This is a genomic window from Leisingera sp. F5, assembly GCF_001593695.1.
In genome coordinates this window covers 1-1,151 of sequence record NZ_LUKH01001259.1, presented here as the reverse complement: position 1 = coordinate 1,151, position 1,151 = coordinate 1, and the positions used below count along the sequence as shown (strand labels likewise).

1 protein-coding gene and 1 pseudogene are annotated in these 1,151 nt (G+C 63.8%); both read left to right on the top strand.

From position 1 onward, the window contains the following. A pseudogene (gene obgE, locus A2I95_RS40620) lies at positions 1-138 on the top strand (GTPase ObgE); the annotation flags it as partial. Then, on the top strand, positions 126-1,151 hold a 1,026-nt coding region (gene proB, locus A2I95_RS40615), incomplete at its 3' end, for a glutamate 5-kinase (RefSeq protein ID WP_291737974.1). The pseudogene obgE and the gene proB, both read left to right, overlap by 13 nt.

The window sequence follows — 1,151 nt, the reverse complement described above, 5'->3', positions numbered from 1 at the left end:
GTTGGCGGTCCGGTCATGATGATGTCCGGCGTCAGCCGCGAAGGGCTGAACGAAGTGCTGCGCGCGGTGCGTGCTGAAATCGACGACGACCGTATCCGCATGAAACCCGTCGAGGAGGAAGCGCCTTGGCGGCCCTGAAATCGGCGAAACGGATCGTCGTCAAGATCGGCTCAGCGCTGCTGGTCGACCGGAAAACCGGCGAGCTGCGCGCAGGCTGGCTGCATTCCTTGGCCAATGATGTTGCCTGGCTGAAGGCCGGCGGCACCGACGTGGTGCTGGTCTCTTCCGGCTCGATTGCTTTGGGCCGGGGCGTTTTGGGCCTAGCGCGCGCTGACCTGCCGCTGGAGCAATCGCAGGCCGCGGCGGCGGTTGGCCAGATCCGTCTGGCGCGCGCCTATGAAGAAGCCCTCGCGCCGCACCGGATCACCACGGCGCAAGTGCTGGTGACGCTGGAAGACAGTGAAAACCGCCGCCGCTATCTGAATTCCCGCGCGACACTGGAAACGCTGCTGGGTATGGGCGCGGTGCCGATCGTCAACGAGAATGACACTATCGCAACGGACGAAATCCGCTACGGTGACAATGACCGGCTGGCGGCGCAGGTGGCGGTGACAGTCGGGGCTGACACTCTGATCCTGCTGTCCGATGTCGATGGCTTCTACAGCGCCAATCCTGCGCTGGATCCCGTGGCCAAGCGCTATGACCGGATTGACGAGATCACACCGGAGATTGAGGCGATGGCGGGCGACGGTGTCTCTGGCCTGTCCAAAGGCGGGATGATCACCAAACTTCTGGCAGCCAAGATGGCCACCGCCGCCGGCTGCGCCATGGCGATCACTGAAGGTTCGCCTTTGAACCCATTGAAAACACTTGGAGATGGTGCGCCTTGCACTTGGTTCACCGGGCAGGGGGATCCGCAAGCCGCACGCAAGCGCTGGATCAGCGCGATGAAGACCCGCGGAGTTCTGACCATTGACGAAGGTGCTGCACGCGCATTGATGTCCGGGAAAAGCCTGCTGCCTGCAGGCGTCCGTCATGTGGAGGGTGACTTTGGCCGCGGCGATCCGCTGGCCATCCTTGGCCCAGACGGGCGTAAACTGGGGCAGGGGCTGTCACGCTATACAGCGGACGAGGCCCGTGCCATCCAGGGG